Genomic DNA, 24002 nt, shown 5'->3' on the forward strand with positions numbered 1-24002 from the left:
TGTTAGGGCGGCTGGCGTTGCTGCCCTGGGGATCAATTTACTACGATTAAACCCGTGAAAAAAGATATGTCTCTGCGTGATGTGTCTCTCGCCGGGCGCCGGCGCTGGCACACCCTTGCATTCAGCCTCGTGGCCTTCTGGATCGTGGTGGGTGTGGGCATCACCGTGGCGGGCTTCCTGGGCGCGCCCGTAGTGTGGTGGGATCTCATCCACCCCTTCACGCTGGGCGCGCTGACGACCGCCATCCTGGTCTTTAGCACCCACTTCACCGAGGCACTCACCCGCACCCCGTCGACCGGATACCGCGGGGTGGGCGCGCGCGTGGGGCTGGTCCAGCTGGGCCTGGTCCTGCTGCTCATCGACCGCGCGGGCTACGACTGGGGAGTGCTCGCGGACACTGCTTCCGCGCTCGTCATCGTCGCCATGGCGTGGCACCTGTGGGCACTGTGGTCCACGCTCCGGGGCTCCTTGTCCGGCTCCTTCGCCGTCACCGTGCCTTTTTACCTGGCAGCGGCGTGCTTCATGGTGGCCTCAGTACTGTTCGTGTTGCTGGCCGCGCACGGCGTGGGTAACTACTCGCTGCTGGTGGCCGCGCATTCCCGCGGCATGGTGTGGGGCTTTGCCTTCCTCACCATCCTGGGCACGGTGGTCACCCTACTGCCCACGTTTACCCGCACGCCGATTTCTGCGGTGGCCCGCGCGCGGTGCAGCCGGGCGCTGACCGTGCACTGCGTCGGGCTGGGCATAGCCATGCTTGCCGACGCCTCCGGGCTCACCCGCGCCGCCGGCATGGCGCAGCTGCTCGCCGTCCTAGCCGCGGTGCTCATCATCCAGCCCGTCCTTGCCGGCGCGCTGGGCGGGGCGAAAACCACGGCAAGCGTGTCCGTCATGGCGGGACTGGTGTGGATGGTGGCGCTGTGCGCGGGCGACGCCGCGGCCACCGTCGCCGGCGCCTACCCGCGGGCGGTCACCCTGCTGCTCATGCCGGCGTTCGTCGGCGCTGGCTTGCTGCAGCTGGTGACCGGCGTGCTGCACCACATGCTGCCGATTCTGGCCGGGGCTGCCCGCCCCGCACGCGGCCAGACCGCGGGGCTGGTGCGCGTCGGCGCCATCAACCTCGGCGGTGTGCTCAGCGTTCTCGGTATTGCGGGGGTGTCCACGGCCGGGCTTATCATGATGGGGTTAGGCCTCATCGCCAACATTGCGGCCCTGGTGTGGGCCGTCACGTCGTCTCAAGGAGAAGGTCATGTCAAGCGTGCCCGTTAAGCAGGAGCACTCCGATAAGCAGTGGGCGTCCTGGCTCATCATCATCGCGGCGCTGGTCGCTGTTATCGCTCTGGCCGTGTACAACTCGGCCGCAGGCAAGCAGGACCCAGCCACGGTGGCCAGCGCGGACGCGGTGACCATCGATGTGTCCGTGGACGGCATGGCCTTTACCCCGAGCTCGGTGGATATCCCGGCCGGCAGCCACCTCGTGGTCAACTTCACCAACTCTGGCGACCAGGTCCATGACCTCAAGATTGGGCGCGCCGAGACCGGGCGCGTGGATCCGGGCAAGACCGTGCAGCTCGACGCCGGGGTGATCGATGAATCCGTCGAGGGATACTGCACCATCGCCGGCCACAAGATGCAGGGCATGACGTTTAAGGTCAACGTCGACGACTCCGCTAGCGCCGATCACACCGGTCACTCCGGTCATTCCGGCGCCGGGGCGCAGGGTGCGGCAGCACCGGCTACCGTCCCCTCCGCTGCCGAGCGCATGGCCCCGCGCGAAGGCTTTGAGGCCTTCGACGCCTCCCTGAAGCCAGCCGAGGGCTCAGTCCACGAGGAGACGTGGACCATGACCGAGGAAGAGGTCGAGGTAGCCCCGGGCGTGCGCCAGACCCGCTGGCTCTTCAACGGCCAGGCCCCCGGCCCGACGCTGCGCGGCAAGGTGGGCGATACTTTCCGCATCACCATCAAGAATGAGGGCTCGATGGGCCACTCGGTGGACTTCCACGCCGGCGAGGTCAGCCCGGATGAGACGATGAAAACCATTCAGCCGGGCGAGGAGCTGACCTATGAGTTCGTGGCTCACCGCGCGGGCATCTGGATGTATCACTGCTCCACCATGCCGATGAGCCTGCACATCGCTAACGGCATGGCTGGCGCTGTCATCATCGATCCGCAGGGCGACGATGCCCTGGCCCCGGCGGATGCCGAGTATCTCATGACCTCCAACGAAGTGTTCCTGGCTTCCGCCGGCCAGGAGTCAGAAGGCGCGAACGCGCAGCGTGTCTCCGACGGCGACTATGACCTCACGGCATTCAACTACTACCCGAACCAGTACGACAAGGGCTTAGCCCCGCTGCACGCCAAGGTGGGTGACACCGTGCGCATCTGGCTGGTTAACCTGGGCCCGGACCTACCTTTGAGCTTCCACGTGGTGGGCGAGCAGTTCGACACCGTCTACAAGGAAGGCGCCTACCTTCTCAAGGGGGCGAAGGACTCCGGCTCCCAGGCGCTCGACCTGCTTCCTGCACAGGGTGGCTTCGTGGAGATGACCTTCAACGAGCCGGGCACCTACTCCTTTGTTAACCACATGATGACCAACGCGGAGAAGGGCCAGCACGGCCAGATTATCGTCGAGTAGCTAGACCGGCCTGCCCGGCTGCCCAGCCAGCCCAGCTAGCTCAGCCTGGCGGGCCGCGCGCCGGGCCCGCAACTCGTCGACAGTATCGATATCGCGCGCCGCTGCGGAACCAGGGACTTCTGTCACACTCGCGGCCTGTCGGAGCAGGCGCATGGCGGGCTGATTGCGAGGTGAGCCCACGCTGTTCAACGCTCGACTTAAGGCCTCGGTGCGCCACACCCCGCACAGCGGCTGGAGGTGGCCGTCGAGCGAGGCCACCGCGACATCTACGCCAGCTGCAGCGCGGGCACTGCGAAGCGCGGGGAGCATCTGTGGGGAATCAGGGGCATCGACGGCCAGGATGGCCGTCAGAGAAACTCTCGTGAGGGCGGCGTGGCCCGCAGCTATACCAGCCACGGGACCGCCGAAGAGCGGGGACTCGCACACCTGCGGCACGCCTAGGTGGTAGGGCGAGACGACCGCCGTCGGGGTGCCGTACGGCAGCTGGCGCATAAGACGGTCCAGGAGGCGCTCACCAGCAATGGTCACGCTGGCCTTGTCCACCCCGCCCATCCGCGTGCCGCGGCCGCCGGCCAGCACGATGACGCCGAGGTCTAGCATGACGCGCCGGGCAGCTCACGGGACCAGTCGCCGGAGCGCCCGCCCGACTTCGCGGTAATCCCGCAGCGGCGGATATACGCCGAGCGGTCCACGCCCTTGACCATGTCAATGAGGGCCAACGCCGCCACATTCACTGCGGTCAGGGCCTCCATTTCTACGCCGGTGCGGTCCGCGGTGCGCACGGTGGCTTCGATGAAGACATGGTCCTCCTTCAGTTCCAGGTCCACCGCGCAGCCGTGGACGCCGATGGTGTGGGCCAGCGGCAGCAGATCCGGGACCTTCTTGGCGGCGGCAATACCGGCCACGCGCGCCACGGCCAGGACATCGCCCTTGGGCACGGTGCCGTCGCGCAGCGCGGTGAGGATGTCCGGGGAGCAGGCTACCTCCCCCTGCGCGGTGGCGGTGCGCACGGTGGGCTGCTTCTCGGTGACATCCACCATGTAGGCGGCGCCGGAGTCATTGAGGTGGGTGAACTTCATGGTCGAATGGTCCTTTCCTGCGGGTGAATCCACCCTAGCGTCAGTGAGAGCGGGTGTTGGGAGTGGTGGTAGCTAGTAGGGATAAATAGTAAGCGTCTCCCCGGCGGCGACCGGGTCAGTGATGACGGCAAAGCCGCCGGTGCCGGGAAGCGCGCCGACGTGGTGGCTGCGCATGCGCGGCCCCGGTGGTGGGGAGGCAGTAACCGCGCCCGCGAGGTCCAACACGCAGGGCTGGATGAGCGGTGTCGGGGAGGCGGGGAAGTCCGCGCCCGCGATGGCGCGAAGCGCGGGCCGGTCGATGGCGCTGGCTGGCCGGGGCAGGCCGCGGAGAATCCGCAGCGCCGGGGAGAGGTACAGGTGCGCCGAGACGAACGCCGCCACCGGGTTGCCGGGCAGGCAGAGAACCGGCGCACCCTGCCACAGCGCGTGGCCTTGAGGCGCGCCGGGGCGCTGCGCCACGTGCCCGAACCAGGCGCGCTCGCCGCGCTGGGAAAGCACCGTGTGGACTACGTCGAAGGCCCCGGCGGACACACCCCCGGAGGTAACGATGAGGTCGCTGGCGGAGGTGGTGACCGCGTCATCCAGCACTCGGGCCAGCTCCGTCGGATCGTCGCCGCAGCGCAGGCGAGTGATGTGGGCCGGGCCGGTGGCGGAAACCAGTGCCTCGAGCATCGGGCCGTTGGAATCCGGCAGCTGACCGCTGACCAATTCTGCGCCGGTGGCGATGACGGTCACCCGCGGGATGCGGTGCTGCGGCGCGGTGTCCACCCCAGCGGACAGGAGGGTGGCGAGCAGGGCGGCGTCGACAAGCGTGGCAGGCTCCGCCAGCTGCTGCCCGGGCACCACGTGGGAGCCGCGGCGGCGGATGTGGTCGCGTGCGGGCAACGTGTGGATAGTGACCGTAGCGGGAAGCGGGCCGGGGCCGGGGGAGACGTCGGTGTTTTCCACCGGGACCACCATGCCATCAAAACCCGTGGGCACGGCGGCACCCGTCATGATGCGCACCGCAGTACCCGGACGCGGGGTTCGCGCCGGGGAGCCCGCCGGAACATCGCCTATGACCTTTAGCGTGCAGGGCCCGTCGAGCGGGGGCGTGAGAAAGCCGTCCATCGCCGAATTGTCCCCGGGAGGGATAGCCATGCGTGCGGAGACCGGCTCTGCCAGCACGCGCCCTGCAGACACCGGGGCGATGTCCGCGGCCACCGGGCGCAGGATCCCGCTCAGGCGGTCGAAGTACTCCTGGATACTCAAAGGGGCGGGCGTCATTGCTCCCAATCTAGCCGCCAATGGCGGACATCGGGCGATCCGGCTGCAGGAAGCCCTCATCGTTGACACCGTGGCCAGGTAGTTTGGCCCACATTTCGCCCGCCCAGGCTGCGGCTAGCTCCTCATCGGTGGCCCCGGCGCGCAGGAGGTCACGCAGGGACGTCTCCGAGTTGCCAAACAGGCAGTTGCGCACCGTGCCGTCCGTGGTCAGCCGCGTGCGGTCGCAGTTCCCGCAGAACGGCCGGGTGACAGAGGCGATGACGCCGATCCGCCCCGCGGGGAGCGAACCATCGCGGGAGGAAGCCTCCCACAGGGCGGCCGGCGCGGAACCGCGCGGCTGGCGGGCCGGGCGCAGCACGAATTCCTCGCCCAAGCGCGCCAAAATGTCGTCAGCGGTCACCATCTTGGAGCGGTCCCATTTCTCCTTCGGTCCCAGCGGCATCTGCTCGATAAAGCGCAGCTGCGCGCCGCGCTGTAGGCAATAGCGTGCCAGGGGCAGGATGGCGGACTCGTTGACGCCCGGCATGATGACTGCGTTGATCTTGAGCGGGCTAAGCCCGGCGGCCAGTGCGGCGTCGATGGAGACGAGGACGTCTGCTAGGCGGTCACGCCGCGTCAGGCGCGCATAGAGCTGCGGATCGAGCGTGTCTAAGGAGATGTTGACGCGATCCAGCCCGGCGGCGACAAGCCCGTCGAGGCGCTTGTCCAGACCCAGGCCATTCGTGGTTAGTGCAGTAGAGGGGGCCTGGCCCTCATCGGTGCGCAGGCGGGTAGTTTCCGCAATGATGTCCTCCAGAGACCTGCGCAGGAGGGGCTCGCCGCCGGTAAAGCGGACCTGGCGGATGCCCAGCTTCTCCACGCCGAGGCGGATGAGGCGCACCGTTTCTTCGTCGCTCAGCGTCTGCTCCGTGGGCATCCATTCCAGGCCCTCTGCCGGCATGCAGTAGGTGCAGCGCAGGTTGCAGCGGTCAGTCAGGGATACGCGCAGAATCCCGCGCCTGGCGGCCGTAGCGGTCCAGCAGGGCGCGCTGGCCGGAGGCGGTGGGCGCCGGGAGGTCGGCGGGCAGGCTGGGCGCGCCGGGGACGCGGGGCAGGGGCAGAGGGATGGAATCGGGCATTGCCCGCTATTTTATCCCGAAGAAAGCCGAATTAATAGGTGGGGGTTGTGGACAGAGGCTGCTAGTCGTCGGAGTCGAGGCGCTGTGACTCACCCGGGCCCTTGAGGCGGATGATGTTGTACTCGCCTTCGGCCAGGTGGGAGCGCAGGTCCTTCTTGTCGAACTTGCCCACGGAGGTCTTGTCGATGCTCTTGACGAAGGTCCAGTACTCCGGGAGCATCCACGACGGCAGCTCGGAACGCATGCCGTCGCGCAGGCGCTCCGCGGTGTCGATGGTGGGGCTAATGCCCGCCGCCAGCACGGTGACCGCCAAGGGGCGCTCCACCCACTGCTTATCGGGGTAGCCGATCACCGCGCATTCGAGCACGTCCTCGTTGGCCATGATGAGGTTTTCCAGCTGTACTGAGTAGATCCACTCGCCGCCGGAGCGGATGACGTCGCGCGCGCGGTCCTCCACGGTGAGGAAGCCCTCTTCGTTGACAAAGCCGACGTCGCCGGTGCGCAGCCACCCATCGGCGGTGAACTTGGACTCGGCATCCTCGACGTCCTTGCCGCGGAATTCGTGGGCCGCGCCCCCGTCCTCGGAGGTCGGTGAGTGATAGTAGGAGCCGGTCACCAGGTTGCCGCGGACCTGGATCTCGCCCGCGTTGCGGTCGGTGGTGTTGACCACGTGACCGTCATTGACCACGCGATATTGCAGGGAGGCAGGGAAGCGGCCCTGGGAGACGCGGTAGGTCCAGCGGGCCTCGCCGGAGGCACCTGAGGGCGGGCGGGCTACCGTGCCGACCGTGGTGGTTTCCGCCATGCCCCAGACGTGGACTACGTCGACGCCGTAGCGCTCTTCCCACATCTTGATGAGCTGGGGCGGGACGGGCGAGCCGCCGGCGAAGATCTCGGTGAGCGTCATGCGCTCCGGCGGGTGCTTGAGGTAGTGCACGAAGAGCTGAATCCAGATGGTGGGCACTCCGTGGGCCACGCGCGGGGAGGTATCGGCGATGACTTTGGCCAGGGTGGCGGGGGAGACGTCGGCGTCGGGAAGCACCAGCGGGGCGCCCGTCATCCAGGCGGCGAAGGGAACACCCCAGCTCAGCACGTGATAGATGGGGATGCAGCACAGAAAGGTCTCGCCGTGGGTCACACACAGCGAGTCGGAGGAGCGCAGCTGCATGCCCTCCAAGTACAGCGCGCGGTGCGAATAGAGCACGCCCTTCGGCGCGCCGGTCGTGCCCGTGGAGTAGCACAGCGCCGCGGCCGTGCGCTCATCCAAGGTGGGCCACTCGTAGACGGTGGAGCGCCCATCCAGCAGCTCCTCGTAGCTGTACACCTCCACGCCGCGGGGCATGAGCACGGGCGGCTTAGTAGCGCCCGTGAAGACCACCGCCCGCACCGAGTCGGCGCCGGCAAGAACCTTGGAAAGCTGCTCCGCGAGGCGGGGATCCGCGACGATGACCTGAATCTCTGCATGGTTGATGATGTGCCGGATCTGGTCATTCATCAGCTGCTTGTTGAGCGGGGTAAAGACCGCGCCCTTGCAGGCGGTGCCGAAGAGTACCTCGAGGTGCTCGGCGCAGTTCCACATGAAGGTGCCCACGCGCTCGTCCCCGGTCACGCCGAGAGTGTCGTGCAGGGCGTGGGCGAAGGCCGCGGCACGGGCGCTGATGGTGGAAAAGTTCGTCTCCTCGCGCTCGGCGCCATCACGCGCGCTGTGCCACGTCACGACCTTGGTCTGGCCGTGGACCGAGGACCCGTAGTCCAGGATGCGGGTGAGGGAGAGCGGGATATCCTGCATTGTGGAGAGCATGCGCCCCACTTTAGCCGTGTCAGTGTGAGTGCGATATAAGGATGCGGTATAGTTGTTCGCGACTGGCGGGGAGATGCTCCCCGCACATTCCGAGCTCCACATATTCCGAGCAGGAATCGATTCGCTCGCAGTCGTCTTCTTATACTTTCTCCCGAAACCGGCCCTCCTTTCATGGCTCGTACGAGGCTTGTGCCGTGGGGCTGACAGGGGAGAGTCATATACAACCACCGCCCACAGGGATCGCCGGTGCGATCCTTCGCTAGTGGCGGCGGACCATCTCAATTACACACTGGCTTCCAACGCTGATGCTGGGCGCCCCGCGGGAGTGCGGCGCGGATGCGGCACAGGTTGGTCAAGCGACGAAAGGATATCCGTGAGCGATACGGACAAGACCGCAGCACAGGATCTCGCATCCCTGAAGCTGCCGGAACTGCGCAAGCTTGCCGCGGAGCGCGGACTCCGCGGCGTCTCCGGACTGCGCAAGGGGGATCTCATCACCGCCCTGACCACCGGCCAGGTGCCGGCCAAGGCCAAGGCTGCCACCGCGAAGGCGGAGAAGGCGGACCAGCCGGTAAAGGCTGAAAAGGCCGACAAGGGTGCGGGAAAGGCCTCAGAAAAGGCCCCGGAAAAGGTCAATGCCCAGCCGGAGCAGGGCGCCCAGTCTGACGCCGGCCAGTCCGCACAGGACAAGGGCGGCAACCGCGATAACAACGGCGGTGGCAACGGCAAAGACGAGCAGCGCTACGAGTCGCGCTCGCAGGCCCGCCGCGCCCGCCGCAACCGCGCCCGCCGCCAGGAGCGCGAGGCCCGCGAGGAGGCTAAGGCCCAGAACAACGGCGGCCAGGACCAGTCCGGCAACCACCAGGACGGTGGCAACGGCAACAATAATGGCGGCAACAACGGCCAGCAGAAGCAGGACGACAACCACCGCCAGAACAACGGTGGCAACGGCAGCAACAACGGCGGCAACAACCGCCGTGACAACAACAACCGCCACGACGATGACAACAATGGCGGCGGCGGACGCCGCAACCGCCGGAATCGTCGCAATCGCCGCGGCCGTGACCGCGATGGCGGCGGCAACGGCGGTAACGACCTGCAGATCCGCGAAGGCGATGAGGTGCAGGCAGTCGGCGGCATCCTGGAGGTCGTAGACAACAACGTGGCCTTCCTGCGCACCACCGGCTACCGCGCGGCAAGCTCCGACGTCTTTGTCAACAACAACCTCGTGCGCCGCTTGGGCCTGCGCTCCGGCGACGCCGTGACCGGTCAGGTCAAGGTTTCCGGCCCCACCCACACCCACGGCAACGGCCGCAACCGCCGCAAGTACAACCAGCTGGTGCAGGTGGACACGGTCAACGGCCTGGAGCCGGCAACCGCGAAGGAGCGCCCGGACTTCTCCAAGCTCACCCCGCTGTACCCGAACCAGCGCCTGCGCCTAGAGACGGATCCGAAGATCCTCACCACCCGCGTCATCGACCTCATCATGCCGATTGGTAAGGGCCAGCGCGCGCTCATCGTGTCCCCGCCGAAGGCCGGTAAGACGACGATTCTGCAGAACATTGCCAACGCGATTGCTGCCAACAACCCGGAGTGCTACCTCATGGTCGTCCTCGTGGACGAGCGCCCCGAGGAGGTCACTGACATGCAGCGCAGCGTCAAGGGCGAGGTCATTGCCTCTACCTTCGACCGCCCGCCGTCAGAGCACACCTCCGTGGCGGAGCTCGCCATTGAGCGCGCCAAGCGCCTGGTGGAGCAGGGCAAGGATGTCGTGGTGCTGCTGGACTCCATCACCCGCCTGGGCCGTGCGTACAACAACTCCTCCCCGGCTTCGGGCCGTATCCTCTCCGGTGGTGTGGACTCCAACGCCCTGTACCCGCCGAAGCGCTTCCTGGGCGCTGCCCGCAACATCGAGAACGGCGGTTCCCTGACGATTATCGCCACGGCGATGGTGGAGACCGGCTCTACCGGTGACACCGTCATCTTCGAGGAGTTCAAGGGCACCGGCAACGCCGAGCTCAAGCTGGACCGCGCCATCTCTGAGCGCCGCATCTTCCCGGCCGTCGACGTCAACCCGTCCGGCACCCGCAAGGACGAGCTCCTGTTGGTCCCGGAGGAAGCACGCATCATGACCAAGCTGCGCCGCATCCTCTCCGGCCTGGATTCCTTCGCGGCCATCGACCTGCTCATCAAGCAGCTCAAGAAGACCCGCTCCAACGGCGAGTTCCTCATGCAGGTGGCATCGTCCGCGCCCATGGCAGCAGATAGGGACGAGGAGGACTACAAGTAATGTCGAATCAGGTTTCCCTTGTTGATGACATCGTCTCCGAGTACCAGGGCATCGAGATGCAGATGGCTGACCCGGAAGTAGCCGGGGATCAGTCCCAGTTCCGCAAGCTGTCCAAGCGCTACGCGGAGCTGCGCCCGATTGTCGCCGTTAACGACGAGCTGGTCCAGGCCCGCCAAGACTTGGCCGATGCCAAGGAGATGGCCTACGAGGATCACGAGTTCCAGCCTGAGGTAGACCGCCTCGAGCCGCTCGTGGTGCAGCTGGAGGAAAAGCTGGCTGACCTGCTCGCCCCGCGCGACGAGCAGGACTCCGAGGACATCATCATGGAGATCAAGGCCGGTGCCGGCGGCGAAGAGGCTGCTCTCTTTGCCGGTGACTTGGCCCGCATGTACGAGCGTTTCGCCGACAAGGCCGGCTTCCAGTGGGAGGTCCTGGGCCTCAACGAGTCTGACCTCGGCGGCGTGAAGGACATGTCCATCTCCTTCAAGTCCAAGACTCCGTCCCGCGATGGTGCATGGAGCGTGTTCAAGTTCGAGGGCGGCGTGCATCGCGTGCAGCGCGTGCCGGTCACCGAATCCCAGGGCCGCATCCAGACCTCTGCCGCCGGCGTGCTGGTGTACCCGGAGCCGGAAGAGGTGGAAGCGGTCAACATCGATGACAAGGACATCCGCGTGGACGTTTACCGTTCCTCCGGTAAGGGCGGCCAGGGCGTGAACACCACCGACTCCGCCGTGCGCATCACCCACCTGCCCACGGGCCTGGTGGTGACGTGTCAGAAGGAGCGCTCCCAGATCCAGAACAAGGCCCGTGCTCTGCAGGTGCTGCAGGCCCGCCTGGATCAGATGGAGCGCGAGGCCCGCGAGGCCGAAGCCGGCGAGCAGCGCGCCTCCCAGGTGCGCACCATGGACCGCTCCGAGCGCATCCGCACCTACAACTGGCCGGAGAACCGCATCACCGACCACCGCATCGGCTACAAGGCCAACAACCTGGACTCGGTGCTCAACGGGGACATGCAGGATCTTATCGACGCCCTGCAGGCCCAGGAGCGCGCAGAGCGCCTCGAGGCTGAAGGCTAAGGCTATACGGTGACTTTTCGCACCTATCAGGAGGCGCTTCGCGATGCCGCGGAGCGCCTTCGCGCTGCTGGCGTGCCGTCCCCGGAGTGGGACGCGCGCCTCCTCGCCGCGCACCTTATCCACACCGGGCACATGGACATCCCACTTCACCAGGAGCCGATGCCCGGCTTCGACGTGGCTTTCGGGGCGCTGGTTACGCGCCGCGAAGCCCGCGAGCCACTTCAGCACATCCTGGGGGTGGCGTGGTTTGGCCCGCTCGAGCTCGAGGTTGGCCCCGGCGTGTTCATCCCGCGCCCAGAAACGGAAGTTCTCGCCGACTGGGGCGTGAGGCTACTGCAGAATTCTTACGCTGAAGAATCGACGACGGGCCGCCACGACTTCCGGGTGGTGGACCTGTGCGCCGGCTCCGGGGCCTTGGCGCTCTACGTCGCGCACTACGTGCCGCAGGCGCAGGTGTGGGCCGTGGAGCTTTCCGACGCCGCCCTGGGCTACCTCAGCCGCAACGCGCAGCGATGTGCGGCACAGGGCGGGGGTCAGGTAGACGTCGTCCAGCGCGACGTTACCCACCCCGGCACCCTGGCAGACCTGGACGGGACCGTGGACCTAGTGCTGAGCAACCCGCCCTATGTCCCGGAGACACCGGACCTCGAGCCGGAGGTGTACCACGATCCACACGAGGCCGTCTTCGGCGGTCCGGACGGCATGGTGACCATCAACGCCATGATTCCCACCATCGCCCGGCTGCTGCGCCCGGGCGGACGAGTCGGCATCGAACACGACGACGCGACCTCCGACGCCGTCCAGCGCGCGCTGATGGAGCACGGCGGATTCGAGGAGGTTGCGCCGTTGCAAGATCTCACGGGGACCGCCCGGTTTGTGACGGCGCGGCGCGGAGTACAGTAAATTGGTCAAAGATTGGCCGACAACCCTCCTTAGCGGAGGACGCCACGCGGCCGGGTGATTCTGGCGCCGACGTGACAGTAATAAAAGGAGAGACCTATGCAGGGACAAATTTATAACTGCGCGGATGCCACCGAACGCGAGGAAGGCATGGCGCTGGCTGCCAAGGCCGCCAAGTCCGGGCGCCTGGTGGTCATGCCTACCGATACGCTCTACGGGCTAGGCTGCGATGCCTTCGACAACGACGCCGTGGCTAGCCTTTTGGCCACCAAGCACCGCGGGCCGGACATGCCGGTGCCGGTGCTCGTCGGTTCTTGGGATACGGTCAAGGGCCTCGTGGCCACGTTGGACGATACCGCGAGGACTCTCATCGAGGCCTTCTGGCCGGGCGGGCTATCCATCGTGGTCCCGCAGGCGCCCTCCCTGCCGTGGAACCTGGGGGATACCCGCGGCACCGTGATGCTGCGGATGCCGATGCACCCCATCGCTATCGAGCTGCTACGTGAGGTCGGCCCGATGGCCGTATCCTCCGCCAACATCTCTGGCCACCAGCCGCCGACGACGGCCATCGCGGCCAAGCAGCAGTTGGGCAAGGCCGTGACGGTGTACCTGGACGGGGGAGAGGCCAAGATTGGCAAGCCGTCCACCATCATTGACCTGTCCGGCCCGCACCCGTACCTGCTGCGCGAGGGTGCTTTGACCGCGGAGCAGATCGGCGAGGCCATCGGCGTGACTGCGGCATCCCTGCGCACGCGACCGGGCGCGACCTCCTAAAGGAGCGACAATCGTGGGTGGAACCGGAGTGCCGCTGCGTGAGCTAGCCTTGGTGATCTTTGTCGCCGCGGCATTCACGTACCTCACCACTGGGCTGGTGCGTACCTTCCTCGTGCGCACCGGACAGGTGGCGGAGATTCGTCTGCGCGATAGTCACTCGCAGCCCACTCCGCAGCTCGGTGGCGTGGCCATGTTTACCGGCTTTGCCGCCGCGGTATTCCTGGCAGGCCAGCTTCCAGCCTTGACTCGCGGCTTCATGCCTGTCACCCCGGAGATGAACGCGGTGCTGTGGTCGGCCGGCGCCATCGTGATCGTCGGCGTGGTGGATGACCTGGTGGAGCTCAGCGCTCTGGTCAAGCTCATTGGCCAGCTCGTCGCCGCGGCGATCATGAGCGGCTTGGGCCTGACGTGGACGCTGCTGTTTCTCCCCTTCGGGGATGGAACGACGGTCATCCTGGATCAGGTCCAGGGAACACTCTTGACTACGTTCTTTACGGTGCTGCTCATCAATGCCATCAACTTCGTTGACGGCCTAGACGGTTTGGCCGCGGGCCTGGGCATGATTGCCGGCGGTGCGATTCTGCTGTTCTCGCTGACGGTGTTGCACGACCAAGGCGGCGCAGTTTCGGCTTACCCGCCAGCCATCATCGCGGCGGGGCTCGTGGGAATGTGCGCGGGCTTCTTGCCGCATAACTTCGAGCCTTCGCGCATCTTTATGGGGGATAGTGGCGCGATGCTCATTGGCTTGCTGCTGGCGGCTGCATCTACCTCGGCTTCGGGCAAAATCAACATGTCGCTGTATGGAACGGTGGACATGGTGGCACTCATGTCACCGGTGATTGTGGTTATCGCGGCGGTTTTTATTCCAGTCCTGGACCTTGTCTGGGCGGTTATTCGCCGCGTCTCTCAGGGGCGCTCGCCCTTCGCAGCAGACAAAGCGCATATCCATCACCGCTTGCTGTCATTGGGGCATACGCACCGCCGTACGGTGCTGGTGCTCTACTTGTGGGTCTCAGCGGTGGCGTTCGGCGCGGTGTCTTTTTCCATCGTTCCCGCGCCCGTGGCGGCGGCACTAGCCGTGCTTGCCCTTGTTGGTGCCTTCGTCGTGACCCTCATTCCGCTGCGCCAGGGCAGGATTGGGCGCAAGTCTCGTCCGACCAGCGTGGTGTTCGAATCGGATCCCTCCTGAGGTAGGCTGTCACAGTATGACTGAGACCCCTGCCGAGAACCAGGATGCGCTTATCAACGACGTCTCTGACTTTGATAACCCACGCCGTCCGCTTGAACGTGCCGTCAAATATGGCGGTTGGGCCCTGGTTGCCATCACATTCCTCTCGCTTGCCATGTGGGGTGGTGCGAAGGGCCTTCCGGGTATCTGGGGCGTCCTCATCGGAGCGGCGCTGGGCGGTGGATTCGTCCTCATTACGGCACTATCGGTGCTGCTTACCTCGAATTCCAACCCCACGACCACCCTGATGGTGGTATTCGGTGGATGGCTCCTGAAGATTCTGGTTCTCATTATTGTCTTGGCCCTTATCCGGGACCTCGAATTTTACGATCGCCTAGCCCTATTCCTTACGGTAGTTTTTGCGCTTATCGCCACGCTCGGCACCGAAGTCTGGGGCGTGATTACAGCGCGGGTGTCTTATATCGGCTAGGCGCAGATTGGATTCGCGCAGTTTACTTGGAGCACGGGTGGGGGTGCCAGGCACCGGCCCAAGTAACAGGAGTAACTCAGAGCGGGGAGACGCTGAACTCCTCCGGGTTTTCTGGCTTCGGGGGTTCCGCACATGGGTGTATGTGGGTGGTGTTTTCGGAGCTAACCCCCTATATTCTGGGGGTTAGTTACCCCCGACGTAATGGGCCTTAAAGTGGACGTGACAAAGGTCATAACGAACCTTTTGCCTAGTCAGGGGTACTAAAAGCAAAAAAGCCGTGATCAAGGAATTCGACGCGCATGTTGGGGCCACCCCACCCTCCATGAGACCGCCTCCCACCTGATATTATATCCTCCGGGTTACCGCGGAGTTGAAGCTACGTGCTCGCTACCTGCGACTATTCAAGCTTTTTCTATGCGCGGTCAATCCCTGCCATGGCTTCGAAGATGTGCGACGGAGTCCGGAGCTGTGGCAGAGAGCTTGAGACGTCCATCGCACCGCCCGTAACAACCCAGTTACGGCGGCCCAAACACGGGAGAGAACGCTGAGCGTTACAACATTGGCCATGAAAGGGCATTTTCACTCGCCCGATCTAGGTGAAGAATTCTTCCCGGGGCAAACAGAGCCTGGCCACCTGTTTTTCGGTGACATTGCCGGTGGGTGGTTCGCTCTTGATCGCCTAATGCTGATCCGCATCCTCATGACGCTGATCTTGGTGATCCTATTCTGGGCGGCCTTCCGTAGCCCCAAGTTGGTTCCGAAGGGCCTTCAGAATGTCGGCGAACATGCGGTCGACTTCGTCCGCGTCTACATCGCCGAGGACATTTTGGGTAAGAAGGAAGGAAAGCGATTCCTCCCGGTAATCGCAACTATCTTCTTCGCAGTCCTCTTTATGAACGTATCGACCATCATCCCAGGGCTTAACGTGTCCCCGAACGGTCGTATCGGTATGCCTATCGTGCTGGCAGCCGTGGCGTACATCGCCATGATTTACGCTGGCGCTAAGCGCTACGGTTTTGGCAAGTTCGTGAAGTCGTCGGTGGTTATTCCTAACCTGCCACCGGTCTTGCATCTGCTCGTCGTGCCGATTGAGTTCTTCTCTACCTTCATACTGCGTCCGGTCACCCTTGCCATTCGTCTCATGGCGAACTTCCTCGCTGGACACATCATTCTGGTTCTCCTTTTCGCTGCCTCGAACTTCTTCTTCTGGCAGCTAAATGGCTGGACCGCGCTGTCTGGTCTGACCATCATCCTTGGCTTTGCTTTTAGCTTGTTCGAGATCTTGGTCATCTTCCTGCAGGCGTACATTTTCGCTCTTCTGTCGGCGGTGTACATCGAACTGTCCCTCCACGCGGATTCGCACTAGGACGAGGTTGCGGAAGCGACCGAGAAAATCTCCACTTAATCAGAACACACCCCGAGCCCCGCAGTGGGGCGTGGGAAACAAGAAAGGGAACGACTTTCACCATGAACGAAATCATTCTGGCTCAGGATGCTGCGTCCAACCTTGACAGCCTGAAGGCTGTTGGCTACGGCTTGGCCGCTATTGGCCCGGGCATCGGTATCGGCATCGTTGCCGGCAAGACCGTTGAGGCTATGGCACGCCAGCCTGAGATGGCGGGCCAGCTGCGTACCACCATGTTCCTTGGTATCGCCTTCACCGAGGCCCTGGCCCTCATCGGCCTTGTTGCTGGCTTCCTGTTCTAAAAGCGCGCGTTTCACCAAACCCACACTTTTAAGAACGGAGACCCATGAACAACGTCTTTTACCTCCTGGCGGAGGGCCAAGAGACCTTGCCGGGTGACGGCCAGTTCTCTGTGCTCCTTCCCAAGAACTATGACATTTTCTGGTCCCTGATTTGCTTCATTGTCATCTTCTTGCTCTTCTGGAAGTACGTATTTCCGCTGTACAACAAGATGCTTAGTGAGCGCGAGGACCGGATCGAAGGTGGCCTTAAGCGTGCGGAGGCCCAGCAGGCCGAAGCAAAGGCCGCTTTGGAAAAGTACAACGCTCAGCTAGCTGACGCTCGAGCAGAGGCTGCTGAGATCCGTGAGCAGGCGCGTGAGCGCGGCAAGCTGATCGAGGCTGAAGCTAAGGCAGCTGCCGAGGAAGAGTCCCGCCGCATCGTCGCCTCCGGCGAGAAGCAGCTGGAAGCTTCCCGCGCACAGGTCGTGTCTGAGCTGCGTTCCGAAATTGGACAGAACTCCATCACCCTGGCAGAGAAGCTGCTCGGCGGCGAGCTTTCGAGCGCCACCAAGCAGTCCTCCACCATTGATGGCTTCCTGTCCGAGCTCGACTCTGTGGCACCGGCCGGAAAGTAGGCAACGATGAAGGCAGCTAGCCGCGAAGCACTCGCCACCGTCGAGTCCACGCTGGATGGAATCCTGTCCGGCGACAACTCGGTGGCGACTGCTACACAGGCAGGGCAGGACCTCTTCGAGGTGGTCAGCGTCCTCGATAGCGACCGCGAACTGCGCGTCGCGTTGACCGATGACGCTGCTTCCGCCGAGGAGCGCAAGTCCCTGGCGCGGACCCTCTTCGCCGGCAAGGTTTCCCCAGTAGCACAGCAGGTGCTCGAGGAAGCCGCCGCCGCTCAGTGGTCCACCCCGCGTGATATCGCCCGTGGCCTCGTGAAGATCGGCCGCCGCGCACTGCTGCGCGGAGCGGAATCCGAGGGCAAGCTGGGCCAGGTGGAAGACGAGCTCTTCTCCTTGTCCCGCGTGCTTGACCGCGAAGGCGAACTGACCCAGCTGCTTTCAGACCGTACTGCGACCACCGACCGCAAGGTTGGGTTGCTGGCAAGCGTGCTCTACGGGAAGGTCACCATGGTTACTGAGGCGCTCGCGCTGCAGGCCATTGGCCGCCCGGAGCAGAACCCGATTGATGATATCGCCGGTTTGGCGGACACTGCGGCACAGCTGCAGGGCCGTTCCATTGCGCGCGTGACCACTGCGGGTGAGCTGAACGATAGCCAGCGCGCAGCACTCGCTGAAAAGCTGGGCAAAATTTATGGTCGTGCGATGTCCATCCACTCTGAGGTTGACACCAGCCTCCTCGGTGGTATGACCATCCGCGTCGGCGACGAAGTCATTGATGGCTCGACGGCAGGCAAGATTGCCCGCCTGCGCGCCCAGATGGCATAAGCCGAAACGACAGAAACGATTAAGTAATTGCTGGAAGATACTACCGAGAGCAGGAAGAACATGGCGGAGCTGACGATCTCCTCCGATGAGATCCGTAGCGCGATTGCGAACTACACCTCGAGCTACTCCGCGGAGGCCTCCCGTGAGGAGGTCGGCGTGGTCATTTCGGCAGCTGACGGTATTGCGCAGGTTTCGGGCCTGCCGTCCGTCATGGCGAATGAGCTGCTCGAGTTCCCCGGCGGCGTGATTGGCGTCGCACAGAACCTTGACACCAACTCCATCGGTGTCGTGGTCTTGGGCAACTTCGAGTCCCTTAAGGAAGGCGACGAGGTCAAGAGGACTGGTGAGGTCCTCTCCATCCCTGTGGGCGAGGAATTCCTCGGCCGCGTTATCAACCCCTTGGGCCAGCCGATTGACGGCCTGGGCCCGATCACCGCTGAAGAGGACCGCGTCCTCGAGCTGCAGGCACCGTCCGTGCTGCAGCGCCAGCCGGTGGAAGAGCCGATGCAGACCGGCATCAAGGCAATTGACGCAATGACCCCGATTGGTCGCGGTCAGCGTCAGCTGATCATTGGTGACCGCAAGACCGGTAAGACCGCAGTCTGCATCGACACCATCCTGAACCAGAAGGCTAACTGGGAGTCCGGCGACAAGAACAAGCAGGTTCGCTGCATCTACGTCGCCATTGGCCAGAAGGGCTCCACCATTGCTGGTGTGCGCCACACCCTGGAGCAGCACGGCGCGCTGGACTACACCACCATCGTGGCCGCTCCGGCGTCCGACGCCGCGGGCTTCAAGTGGCTGGCACCGTTCTCCGGTGCCGCGCTGGGTCAGCACTGGATGTACCAGGGCAACCACGTCCTGATCATTTACGATGATCTGACCAAGCAGGCTGAGGCCTACCGCGCGATTTCCCTGCTGCTGCGCCGTCCGCCGGGCCGCGAGGCATACCCGGGCGACGTCTTCTACCTCCACTCCCGTCTGTTGGAGCGTGCTGCAAAGCTTTCCGACGACATGGGTGCAGGCTCCATGACCGCACTGCCGATCATCGAGACCAAGGCGAACGACGTCTCCGCCTTCATCCCGACCAACGTTATTTCCATTACCGACGGCCAGGTCTTCCTGGAGTCCGACCTGTTCAACCAGGGCGTCCGTCCGGCAATTAACGTCGGTGTGTCCGTCTCCCGTGTCGGTGGCGCTGCACAGACCAAGGGCATGAAGAAGGTGGCCGGTAACCTCCGTCTGGAGCTGGCTGCCTACCGCGACCTGCAGGCCTTCGCCGCCTTCGCCTCTGACCTGGACTCAGCGTCCAAGGCTCAGCTGGAGCGTGGCGAGCGTCTGGTCGAGCTGCTCAAGCAGTCCGAGTCCTCCCCGCAGCCGGTTGAGTACCAGATGGTCTCCATCTTCCTCGCCGACCAGGGCATCTTCGACGTCGTTCCCGTCGAAGACGTTCGCCGCTTCGAGGCGGAGCTGCACGATCACCTCAACTCTGCGACCCCGCAGGTGTTTGAGCAGATCGCTGGCGGCACCCCGCTGACCGATGAGTCCAAGGACGCGCTCGTCAAGGCTGCGAAGGACTTCACCCCGTCCTTCCGTACCTCCGAGGGCCACAACCTGGGTTCTGAGGCGCCGGTCGATCCGCTGAATGCGGACGAGGTGAAGAAGACCGAGCTCAACGTCTCCCGCAACGCGGTCAAATAGAGTCCCGCACACTCTACGAATACCGTCTAGAAAAAGAAGGGAGGAGCGAACACCATGGCTAATCTTCGTGAACTGCGCGACCGCATCCGGTCTGTCAATTCCACCAAGAAGATCACCAAGGCACAGGAGCTCATTGCTACCTCGCGCATTACCAAGGCACAGGCCAGGGTTGAGGCGTCGCAGCCTTACGCGCACGAGCTGTCCAACGTGATGAAAAAGCTCGCCGCGCACGCGACCCTTAATCACCCTATGTTCCGTGAGCGTGAAGATGGCAAGGTCGCCGCTATTCTCGTGGTCTCTTCGGACCGAGGCATGTGCGGTGGCTACAACAACAACATCTTCAAGAAGGCAGCCGAGCTCGAGGCCCTGCTCAAGCAGGAGGGCTACGAGACGGTTCGCTACGTCACGGGTAACAAGGGCGTCGGCTTCTACAAGTTCCGTGAGTCCGAGGTCGCAGGCAGCTGGACTGGCTTCTCGCAGGATCCGTCCTGGGAGGCCACCCACGATGTGCGTCGTCACATGATTGACGGCTTCATCGCCGGCTCCCAGGGCCAGGCCAAGACTCGCGAGGGCATTCACCTCGAGGGCGAGACCGTTCGCGGTTTCGACCAGGTGCACGTTGTGTACACCGAGTTTGAATCCATGCTGACCCAGACCGCGCGTGCGCAGCAGCTGCTGCCGGTGGTACCGGTGATTGAGGAGGAGGACTACCACATGGGAGAGTCCGCGCTGTCCGACGCCGAGCCCGAGGATCAGGTCACCCCTGATTTCGAGTTCGAGCCGGACGCGGATACCCTCATGGACGCGCTGCTTCCGCAGTACGTCTCCCGTATCCTGTTTGCGATGTTCTTGGAGGCTTCGGCTTCTGAGTCCGCCGCACGCCGTACCGCAATGAAGTCTGCAACCGACAACGCAACGGAGCTGGTCAAGGACCTCTCCCGCGTGGCCAACCAGGCCCGTCAGGCGCAGATTACCCAAGAAATCACAGAGATCGTCGGTGGCGCTGGGGCGCTCGCCGAAAGCGCAGAAAGTGACTAGATTATGACTACAGCTCTGCAAGAGCAGAACACACAGTCGTCGGCTACCGCCGGCCGTGTGGTGCGTGTCATCGGTCCGGTCGTCGACGTGGAGTTTCCGCGTGGCGGGCTGCCGGCACTGTACAACGCACTGACCGTCGAGGTCTCCCTCGAGGCTGTTGCAAAGACCGTCACCCTTGAGGTCGCTCAGCACCTCGGTGACAACCTCGTCCGTGCCGTGTCCATGGCTCCGACCGACGGCCTCGTCCGTGGCGCCGCCGTGACCGATACCGGCAAGCCGATTTCCGTCCCTGTGGGCGATGTGGTCAAGGGCCACGTCTTCAACGCTCTCGGTGACTGCCTGGACCAGCCGGGTCTCGGCCGCGATGGCGAACAGTGGGGTATCCACCGCGAGCCGCCGGCATTCGACCAGCTGGAGGGTAAGACCGAGATCCTCGAGACCGGTATTAAGGTCATCGACCTGCTTACCCCGTACGTCAAGGGCGGCAAGATTGGCCTCTTCGGCGGCGCAGGTGTGGGCAAGACCGTGCTCATCCAGGAGATGATTACTCGTATCGCACGCGAGTTCTCCGGTACCTCCGTCTTCGCCGGAGTCGGCGAGCGCACCCGTGAGGGCACCGACCTCTTCCTCGAGATGGAAGAGATGGGCGTTCTTCAGGACACGGCCCTTGTGTTCGGCCAGATGGATGAGCCGCCGGGAGTCCGTATGCGCGTGGCTCTGTCCGGCCTGACCATGGCGGAGTACTTCCGCGATGTGCAGAACCAGGACGTGCTGCTGTTCATCGACAACATCTTCCGTTTCACCCAGGCAGGTTCTGAGGTCTCCACGCTGCTCGGCCGTATGCCGTCCGCCGTGGGCTACCAGCCGACCCTGGCTGATGAGATGGGTGTGCTGCAGGAGCGTATTACCTCCACCAAGGGTAAGTCCATTACCTCCCTGCAGGCCGTCTACGTGCCGGCCGATGACTACACGGACCCGGCTCCGGCGACCACCTTCGCCCACCTCGATGCCACCACCGAGCTGGACCGCGCGATTGCGTCGAAGGGTATCTACCCGGCAGTGAACCCGCTGACCTCCACCTCCCGTATTCTGGAGCCGTCCGTTGTGGGCGAGCGCCACTACGAGGTGGCACAGCGTGTCATCGGTATCCTGCAGAAGAACAAGGAGCTCCAGGACATCATCGCCATCCTCGGTATGGACGAGCTGTCTGAGGAGGACAAGGTTACTGTTCAGCGCGCACGTCGTATTGAGCGCTTCCTGGGCCAGAACTTCTTCGTCGCAGAGAAGTTCACCGGCCTGCCGGGCTCCTACGTGCCGCTGGCTGACACCATTGATGCTTTCGAGCGCATCTGCAACGGCGAATTCGACCACTACCCGGAGCAGGCCTTCAACGGCCTGGGTGGCTTGGACGACGTCGAGGCTGCGTACAAGAAGCTGAACGAGAAGAAGTAGGGAGAGGCACATGGCTGACATCACCGCCGTATTGGTTTCCGTCGAGCGCCTGCTGTGGACCGGCAAGGCCACCATGGTGACGGCTGAGACCACCGAGGGTGAGATCGGCGTGCTTCCTGGGCATGAGCCTTTGGTCGGTCAGCTGATCGACAACGGCGTTGTGACCATCCACCCGGTCGATGGCGAGCGTCGCGTCGCCGCCGTCCAGGGTGGCTTCCTCTCCGTAACTGAGAACGAGATCACCGTCCTCGCAGACTGGGCCGTGTGGGCCAGCGAGGTCGATGAGGCACAGGCTCAGGAGGACGCCCAGTCCGAGCGTGAGCTGACGAAGTCTCGCGGTGACGCCGCCCTGCGCGCCGTCCGCCGCTTGAACAGCTAGCGTCGCAGCGGAGAGGGGAATATACGGGCAGCAATGACCGCCCTTCCCACTCACAGTGATGAACCCCGCGTCCCTGGATTACCAGGGAGGCGGGGTTTATTGCATGCTCGTAGAGTAACCTGTGGCGCTGCTGGGACTAGCGCCTGAGCCTGGCAAAGCGCTACAATCTACGAAACACTTTCGCACTGCCGTAAAGGAACAGTCAACCATGAATTCTCAGGTGCTCCAGGGACTGCTTTTCGTCCTCGTCCTGATTGTGGTGGGCGTGGTGCTCTTGGCGGCGGTGCGCTTTTTTACGCTGCGATCCCGCGGCACCTCCGTGCTGCTGCGGCGTCTTCCCGCGAAGGATTCCCATACCTGGCGCCACGGGCTGGTGCGCTATAACGGCGAGTATATGGAGTTCTTCAAACTGCGCTCCGTGCTTCCGCGCGCTAACCTGCGCATCAACCGCCTCGACATCGACCTGAACGGCACCCGCCCGCTGGACGGTGACGAGGCTTCTTTTATGCCCGAAGGGGAGCAGGTGATGGAGTTCTCCGCGCACGGCGTTGACTATGAGTTCGCCGCGGATTCGCACGGCATCATGGCGCTGGGCGCCTGGGTGGAGGCCGCGCCCTCCAAGCGGAAGGAAAAGCTGGATTACCGGCAGCTTCAGAAGCGTGCTACCCGCTATTCCAAGAAATAAGGCGCACCCGATAGGGTAGAGGGCATGCGTGTTGTCATCGCCCGTTGCTCTGTAGATTACGTCGGCCGCCTCGACGCCCACCTTCCCATGGCGGACCGCCTCATCCTGATTAAGGCGGACGGCTCCGTGTCCGTGCACGCGGATGACCGGGCGTACAAGCCGTTGAACTGGATGACGCCGCCGTGCACGCTGGAGGAATCCGACATCACGGATCTGGATGGCGAGGACACCGGTGAGAAGTTGTGGCTGGTGGAAAACCCGAAGGGCGAGCAGCTGCGGATCACCGTGGCGGAGGTCTACCAGGACATCGCAATGGACCTAGGGGAGGACCCCGGCCTAGTGAAGGACGGTGTGGAGGCTCACTTACAGGAGCTGCTGGCGGAACACATCGAAACGTTGGGGGAGAAGTACTCGCTGGTGCGCCGCGAGTACCCCACTGCGATTGGGCCCGTGGACATCATGGCGAAGAATGCGAAAAACGAGTTCGTGGCCGTGGAGGTCAAGCGTAGGGGCGGGATTGATGGCGTCGAGCAGCTCACCCGCTACCTGGACCTGCTTAACCGCGACGATCTACTCGCGCCTGTCCACGGGGTGTTCGCCGCCCAGGAAATCAAACCGCAGGCTCGGACTTTGGCCGAAGACCGCGGCATTCGCTGTGTGGTGCTGGACTACCAGGAGCTGCGCGGCATTGAGTCGAACGAGCTGCGGCTGTTCTGATGCCACGCCGCAATCGCCGCATCCGCCCGGAGCAGCGCTACCTTCCCAGCCACGGCGGCGCGCTGTTGGGCCCGCAGACCGTGCCCGGCCCGAGCTGGACCAATGGGGAACCCTTTATCATGCGGCACATTGGAAGTTCGGCTGCCAAGAAATTTTACGTGTGCCCCGGATGCAATCAAAATATCCCTCCCGGGGTGGCCCACATTGTGGCCTGGCCGCGGGACACCGGGGGCCGGGGCGACGACCGCCGTCACTGGCACCGCCATTGTTGGGAGCGACGGTAGACTGGCGGG

General features: G+C 64.1%; 23 protein-coding genes and 1 pseudogene. 19 read left to right on the forward strand and 5 right to left on the reverse strand.

All coding sequences use genetic code 11. The features are described 5' to 3' along the window. Positions 1-66 precede the first annotated feature (66 nt). Both ACKFR8_RS01545 and ACKFR8_RS01550 read left to right on the forward strand, forming a co-directional pair. Entirely contained in the window at positions 67-1266 is a 1200-nt protein-coding gene (locus ACKFR8_RS01545; RefSeq protein ID WP_408930961.1) for a beta-carotene 15,15'-monooxygenase, read from the forward strand. Beyond that, positions 1247-2632, forward strand: a complete 1386-nt coding sequence (locus tag ACKFR8_RS01550; protein ID WP_408930407.1) for a multicopper oxidase domain-containing protein — start codon at positions 1247-1249, stop codon at positions 2630-2632. Before ACKFR8_RS01545 ends, ACKFR8_RS01550 begins: the two co-directional genes overlap by 20 nt. On the opposite strand, the gene ACKFR8_RS01555 is transcribed toward ACKFR8_RS01550, so the two are convergent. The 5 genes and pseudogenes from ACKFR8_RS01555 to ACKFR8_RS01575 all read right to left on the reverse strand — a co-directional run bounded on the left by ACKFR8_RS01555 (position 2633) and on the right by ACKFR8_RS01575 (position 7896). After that, the gene (locus ACKFR8_RS01555; RefSeq protein ID WP_408930408.1) at positions 2633-3232 is read right to left on the reverse strand and encodes a molybdenum cofactor guanylyltransferase; all 600 of its coding nucleotides are present in this window, start codon (positions 3230-3232) and stop codon (positions 2633-2635) included. Next, positions 3226-3711 (reverse strand): cyclic pyranopterin monophosphate synthase MoaC, encoded by a 486-nt coding sequence (moaC, locus tag ACKFR8_RS01560; RefSeq protein WP_408930409.1) that lies wholly within the window; start codon positions 3709-3711, stop codon positions 3226-3228. Before moaC ends, ACKFR8_RS01555 begins: the two co-directional genes overlap by 7 nt. Before the next feature lie 72 nt (positions 3712-3783). After that, on the reverse strand, positions 3784-4977 hold the full coding sequence (locus ACKFR8_RS01565; protein WP_408930410.1) for a molybdopterin molybdotransferase MoeA: 1194 nt from the start codon (positions 4975-4977) through the stop codon (positions 3784-3786). 10 nt (positions 4978-4987) lie between these two features. After that, positions 4988-6095 (reverse strand): annotated as a pseudogene (gene moaA, locus ACKFR8_RS01570) (GTP 3',8-cyclase MoaA). Between the two features lie 61 nt (positions 6096-6156). Next, complete coding sequence (locus tag ACKFR8_RS01575) at positions 6157-7896, reverse strand: long-chain fatty-acid--CoA ligase (RefSeq protein ID WP_408930411.1); 1740 nt, start codon at positions 7894-7896, stop codon at positions 6157-6159. A 373-nt stretch (positions 7897-8269) separates the two neighbouring features. On the opposite strand from ACKFR8_RS01575, the gene rho reads away from it, so the two are divergent. From rho to ACKFR8_RS01660, 17 genes are all read left to right on the forward strand, one after another. Beyond that, positions 8270-10186: a transcription termination factor Rho gene (gene rho, locus ACKFR8_RS01580; RefSeq protein WP_408930412.1), complete on the forward strand. Its 1917-nt coding sequence runs from the start codon at positions 8270-8272 to the stop codon at positions 10184-10186. Then, on the forward strand, positions 10186-11262 hold the full coding sequence (gene prfA / locus ACKFR8_RS01585) for a peptide chain release factor 1 (RefSeq protein ID WP_296133101.1): 1077 nt from the start codon (positions 10186-10188) through the stop codon (positions 11260-11262). Before rho ends, prfA begins: the two co-directional genes overlap by 1 nt. 9 nt (positions 11263-11271) lie before the next feature. Then, on the forward strand, positions 11272-12165 hold the full coding sequence (gene prmC, locus ACKFR8_RS01590; RefSeq protein WP_408930413.1) for a peptide chain release factor N(5)-glutamine methyltransferase: 894 nt from the start codon (positions 11272-11274) through the stop codon (positions 12163-12165). Positions 12166-12261: 96 nt separating this feature from the next. After that, entirely contained in the window at positions 12262-12936 is a 675-nt protein-coding gene (locus ACKFR8_RS01595) for an L-threonylcarbamoyladenylate synthase (RefSeq protein WP_408930414.1), read from the forward strand. Positions 12937-12949: 13 nt separating this feature from the next. Beyond that, positions 12950-14125 carry an MraY family glycosyltransferase gene (locus tag ACKFR8_RS01600; protein ID WP_408930415.1) on the forward strand — a complete coding sequence of 392 codons (1176 nt, stop codon included), beginning with the start codon at positions 12950-12952 and terminating at the stop codon, positions 14123-14125. A 16-nt stretch (positions 14126-14141) separates the two neighbouring features. Further along, complete coding sequence (locus ACKFR8_RS01605; RefSeq protein ID WP_408930416.1) at positions 14142-14594, forward strand: hypothetical protein; 453 nt, start codon at positions 14142-14144, stop codon at positions 14592-14594. A gap of 565 nt (positions 14595-15159) precedes the next feature. Continuing rightward, on the forward strand, positions 15160-15960 hold the full coding sequence (gene atpB, locus ACKFR8_RS01610) for a F0F1 ATP synthase subunit A (RefSeq protein WP_408930417.1): 801 nt from the start codon (positions 15160-15162) through the stop codon (positions 15958-15960). 101 nt (positions 15961-16061) lie between these two features. Continuing rightward, positions 16062-16301 carry an ATP synthase F0 subunit C gene (locus ACKFR8_RS01615; protein ID WP_408930418.1) on the forward strand — a complete coding sequence of 80 codons (240 nt, stop codon included), beginning with the start codon at positions 16062-16064 and terminating at the stop codon, positions 16299-16301. Between the two features lie 44 nt (positions 16302-16345). Further along, positions 16346-16915, forward strand: coding sequence for a F0F1 ATP synthase subunit B (locus ACKFR8_RS01620; protein WP_408930419.1), 570 nt, complete (start codon positions 16346-16348; stop codon positions 16913-16915). Positions 16916-16921: 6 nt separating this feature from the next. Continuing rightward, positions 16922-17737 carry a F0F1 ATP synthase subunit delta gene (locus tag ACKFR8_RS01625; protein ID WP_408930420.1) on the forward strand — a complete coding sequence of 272 codons (816 nt, stop codon included), beginning with the start codon at positions 16922-16924 and terminating at the stop codon, positions 17735-17737. 60 nt (positions 17738-17797) lie between these two features. Further along, complete coding sequence (atpA, locus tag ACKFR8_RS01630) at positions 17798-19438, forward strand: F0F1 ATP synthase subunit alpha (protein WP_408930962.1); 1641 nt, start codon at positions 17798-17800, stop codon at positions 19436-19438. Positions 19439-19492: 54 nt separating this feature from the next. Further along, on the forward strand, positions 19493-20476 hold the full coding sequence (locus ACKFR8_RS01635; protein WP_408930421.1) for a F0F1 ATP synthase subunit gamma: 984 nt from the start codon (positions 19493-19495) through the stop codon (positions 20474-20476). 3 nt (positions 20477-20479) lie between these two features. After that, positions 20480-21928, forward strand: coding sequence for a F0F1 ATP synthase subunit beta (gene atpD / locus ACKFR8_RS01640; protein ID WP_408930422.1), 1449 nt, complete (start codon positions 20480-20482; stop codon positions 21926-21928). Positions 21929-21938: 10 nt separating this feature from the next. Continuing rightward, the gene (locus ACKFR8_RS01645; RefSeq protein ID WP_408930423.1) at positions 21939-22307 is read left to right on the forward strand and encodes a F0F1 ATP synthase subunit epsilon; all 369 of its coding nucleotides are present in this window, start codon (positions 21939-21941) and stop codon (positions 22305-22307) included. 208 nt (positions 22308-22515) lie between these two features. Then, positions 22516-22992, forward strand: a complete 477-nt coding sequence (locus tag ACKFR8_RS01650) for a DUF2550 domain-containing protein (RefSeq protein WP_408930424.1) — start codon at positions 22516-22518, stop codon at positions 22990-22992. A 24-nt stretch (positions 22993-23016) separates the two neighbouring features. Further along, the gene (gene nucS / locus ACKFR8_RS01655) at positions 23017-23709 is read left to right on the forward strand and encodes an endonuclease NucS (protein WP_296134120.1); all 693 of its coding nucleotides are present in this window, start codon (positions 23017-23019) and stop codon (positions 23707-23709) included. Next, on the forward strand, positions 23709-23993 hold the full coding sequence (locus tag ACKFR8_RS01660) for a hypothetical protein (protein WP_296134118.1): 285 nt from the start codon (positions 23709-23711) through the stop codon (positions 23991-23993). The genes nucS and ACKFR8_RS01660 overlap by 1 nt, the downstream gene beginning before the upstream one ends. Positions 23994-24002: the final 9 nt, after the last annotated feature.

Origin of the sequence: Corynebacterium axilliensis (genome assembly GCF_046097495.1) — a bacterium.
In the GTDB taxonomy this organism is placed as follows: Bacteria; Actinomycetota; Actinomycetes; order Mycobacteriales; family Mycobacteriaceae; genus Corynebacterium.